3 protein-coding genes are annotated in these 4,193 nt (G+C 41.9%); all 3 read right to left on the bottom strand.

Going from position 1 to position 4,193, the window contains the following annotated elements; translation table 11 throughout:
• On the bottom strand, window positions 1-2,130 hold a 2,130-nt coding region (locus WS42_RS14305), incomplete at its 3' end, for a SusC/RagA family TonB-linked outer membrane protein (RefSeq protein ID WP_286728720.1).
• Between the two features lie 136 nt (window positions 2,131-2,266).
• A complete protein-coding gene (locus WS42_RS14300) occupies window positions 2,267-3,403 on the bottom strand; it encodes a FecR family protein (RefSeq protein ID WP_162610021.1) in 1,137 nt (378 codons plus the stop codon).
• Between the two features lie 60 nt (window positions 3,404-3,463).
• Entirely contained in the window at window positions 3,464-4,036 is a 573-nt protein-coding gene (locus WS42_RS14295; protein WP_046405967.1) for an RNA polymerase sigma factor, read from the bottom strand.
• Window positions 4,037-4,193 lie beyond the last annotated feature (157 nt).

The following is a 4,193-nucleotide window of genomic DNA, read 5'->3' as shown; positions in this document are numbered from 1 at the left end:
CCACCCCACTCCCACAGAACCAAAAGTACCCCAACGCTTATCAGCACCGAAAATTGATGAAGCATCACTTCGCACTGAACCATCCCATAAATACCGGTTATCATAACTATAATTCACATTAGCTGCAAACCCAACCAGACGCGACAACTCATAATCTCCTATCGGACGGTCACCCTCCGCATACTGCATCCCCATCCCAATGTGATCCATCCCCGCATTCGGATAATTATAAGCTACTGTCTGAAAACCATCTGTCTTCGTCTGCCGCACATTATACACCCCACCGACATTCACTGCATGCTTATCGAACGTACGAAAAAAAGACAACACCACATTTGCATCATACGAAAATTCATTCCTGATATTCTTCGTATACGACCCTTTCACCTCCGCATCGTTAAATTGAGTGTGTTCCGAAGGTAAAAACAAATCCGACTCAAAACCTTTGTCACTCACAGAAAATTGCCCTTTCAAATTCAAGCCATTAATAATCTTCCACTCCACAGAAAAGTTATTGACAAAATTCTTATACCGTCCCTCATCCTTAGTTCCTAACGTGGAATTATACAATGGATTTGGTTCCGTCAACGGCGACCCGATGCCCTCGATTCCCCGCATCACCTTAGCCACCTGCCCATTCTCATCATAGGGCGAAAAATAAGGATTCGAATAGGTATACTCACTAAAACTGCCGTATGGTGAATTAAACTCCTTCACCTGATCATACGTCATATAATTCATAAAACGCAAATTACCCGTATTATATTGAAACTTCATGCCAACACCTATCTTCTCTCTCCCTGACTCCTTCATCACTCCTTTTTTATTCGAATAATTCAAATCAACCCCATAGCGGAACTTCTGGCTACCTCCTTCTACAAAAAGTGTATGTCGATGAGCAAAACCAACATCCTGAGTCGGCACCTTCAGCCAATTCGTATTCACTCCCGCCCGGATCAAACCCAACTTAGCATTATACTCATCCCGATAAGTATCATTCCCACTCAAATAATCCCCATCAAATAACTTAGCCTTATCCTCATATAACAACTTCTCCTCTGCATTCATCAGATTATAATCCGTCAAATCCGCAATCTCAAAATCCATCCCCAGCGAATACGATACGGTCAACTCTCCTTCCGCCGGCTGCACCGTTTCGATCACCACCACTCCATTAGCTGCACGCGAACCGTAAATAGCTGTTGCCGCGGCATCCTTTAGTATTGTCACATTCGCAATTCGATTCGGATCAAGATCGAATATCTTCTCCGCACTCACCTCAAAACCATCCAACAAAAAAGTCGGACTATTCGGATTATTCTTATACTCCGATTCCAAGCTACCCGGTCCGCGAATTTGAAAAGCAGGCACCGTATTCGGGTCGCTACCCATTTCCAAATTTTCAACCAACTGAAAAGAAGGATCCACCATCGCCAAAGCCGACAACACATTCTGTCCCGATACCTCCCGTAAGTGTTCTCCACTAAACGTATTAGCCACTCCCGTATAACTCTCACGCTTACGCGTAAAATACCCGGTAATCACCACCTCGTCCATTTCAGCTACCGACTCTTCCAATACCACATTCAGCTCTTTTTCTCCCCTCCACTTTACTTCTTTGGTTTGCATACCGACAAACGAAAATACCAAAACGATGCTGTCGGCCTTAGGTAATTCGATGGTAAACCGACCTTCTACATCCGTAGCGACACCCAGTGTCGTTTCTTTCAATACCACGGAAACTCCTGGCAATACATGACCATCTGTGTCTTTCACAATCCCTTGAAGCAAAAGTTTTGTGGGAGTCATGCGTACCTGATCATTGACATTTTTACGCGAAATCACAATGGTATGATTCATTAGTTTATAAGTTAAACCGGAATTCTGCAGACATTCGTCCAACACCACTTTCAGGTCCTCATCTTTAAAGTTCAGTTCCAAGCCCTGCACCTGTTCGATTTGGGCATCTTCATACAGAAAAATATAGCCCGATTCTTTCTCTAATAACTGAATCACCTGCTCCAATGAAGCATTTTTTACCTCCAAAGAAACCTTTGCGATCTGACTATACACATTCGCAGACAACTGAAAAGAAGAAATACACAAAAACAAGATTAAAAACTTCATCATTAAATACGTTTTTAACCATCTTCTTTGAAAAAGAAGACATCGGATTCCATTTTTTTTCATAAGTTTGTAAATTATAATGAAACATTTCCGGCTTAGCCGGTTGAAAGGCGGGATAGTGCCAATATTCCGTCTTTCTTTATTTTCTTTTAGCTATAAAAACTGTATTGTCTTTTATGGTGCAATTTATGCTCCCGACCGTTTCGATCATTTTCATCAATGCCTCGAAACCGTCATTACGCATCATACCCCCTGAAAAGGTAATCTCTTTAGATTCATCGTCTTCGAAATAAACCTCGACATTATACCACCGGCTCACCATGACCATGATATCTTCCAACCGCTGCTTACGGAAAATAAAACGTCCCTCTTTCCAGGCTACAAAAGGATAAACCTCAACTGCACGTTTCTGAAGTCGTCCCTCTTTATCTAAAATACTCTGTTCACCGGGTTTCAAAATAACCCTATCTTCTATAGATTCGAAACACACCGTTCCCTCGACCAATGTCGTCACTATTTGCCCTTCTTCCGAATAAGAGCGTACATTAAAACCGGTCCCCAATACCTGGATTTTAGAATCACACACTTCTACAACAAAAGGATGTGCTGCATCTTTTGCAACCTCGAAATAAGCTTCCCCTGTCAATTGAACTTTCCGTTGCTTACCACCGAATTGCAACGGAAAATGAAGTTCTGATTCGGAATTCAGCCACACTCGTGTTCCGTCGGCCAGTGTCATTGTAAATTCTCCTCCCCGGGGAATAGACAAAAGATGGTAGGTATCAGTACTTTCCGGTTTCTCCTCTTTTCCTGCCTGTAAAAGCATGCCACTGGAATCGATACGGATATGATTTTGTGCAGTAGATATAAGCATTGCCGAATCTCCGATATGCCAAACGGAACCGTCGGCCAGGGTTAAAACTGCTTTTTTACTACCGGGTTGAATAGTTTGAGTCAGTAAAAGAGAATCATCAGTACTATTCTGGTGAAACCATCCCCATCCCAGTCCTAAAACTAATAAAATTCCAGCCGCCACACCATACCAGCGAATACGCCTTCTCCGTCTGTAGTTCTTTAATTTCCGATAAGCCCGGACAGGGTCATAACGGTATTGTTGCCGTAATCGTTCAGCCAAAGTTTCTGAATGTCCCAACTTATCTGCCATCTTTTCAACCGGACTGTTCTGATCCGGCTGAATATACTCTTCTTCTTTCCTCCGTAAAATATAGCTTAGAACCTTTTCAGAAAAATCATATATATCATTCCATGTATTCATACCCTTTTTATTATACAAACACATGAAATCAAAAAACGGGTAACAGAAAATAACTAATATTTAAAAAAAATCTGAAAATAAAGAGTACAACAAAATCCCCCATACCATTCCCATGCGGTCACGGACGATAGCATAAGCCCGCTTTTTCTGCATTTTCACCGTATTTTCAGAAACTTCCAGTAGCTGTGCGATCTCCCGGACTTTCAAGCCCTCGAGGCTTAAATTCATAACTTGTCTCTGCTGGTCAGACAATTCGGAAAGGACTAAACGGAGTTTTGCGATCACACTTTCTTCAATGGCCAAATCGATAGCCATTTCTTCAGTATAGGAAATCCCGGAAGTATAATTTCCCAATAACCGACGGGCATTGTCCCGATCACGAATCATATTCAAAGCCCTGTTATATACTGCTTTGTAGAGCCAACCTGCCAAAGATCTGACATTCGGAAATTGCAAGGAAGAATCCCATAACCCGATCATACACTCCTGAACAATATCCTCCACTCCGACATTTTCATGGGTCAGTTTGGCCACATAGGTACATAATGCCGGATAAAACTCCTCGTACAATTGCTGCCAGGCAGTTTCTCTTTTTTTGTTCAGGTCTACTATAAATCGTTCATTATCACGCATAGTTCTCCTCCGGTTGTGTGGCAAATATAAAGAAAAAAATAAAAAATAACTCTCCTCTAAACTAAAATCAGTCCAGACACCACGGCTTTTTCATTTAAGAAATATTGTTCATCGCTTGTAATTGTAGTAAAAATGCTTATATTCGTGCACAGCGATG

The sequence above is a fragment of the Odoribacter sp. N54.MGS-14 genome, from assembly GCF_000980295.1.
Classification (GTDB): domain Bacteria; phylum Bacteroidota; class Bacteroidia; order Bacteroidales; family Marinifilaceae; genus Odoribacter; species Odoribacter splanchnicus.
Note: the sequence above shows the minus strand (reverse complement) of the source record. Positions and strands in the feature narration are given on the sequence as shown.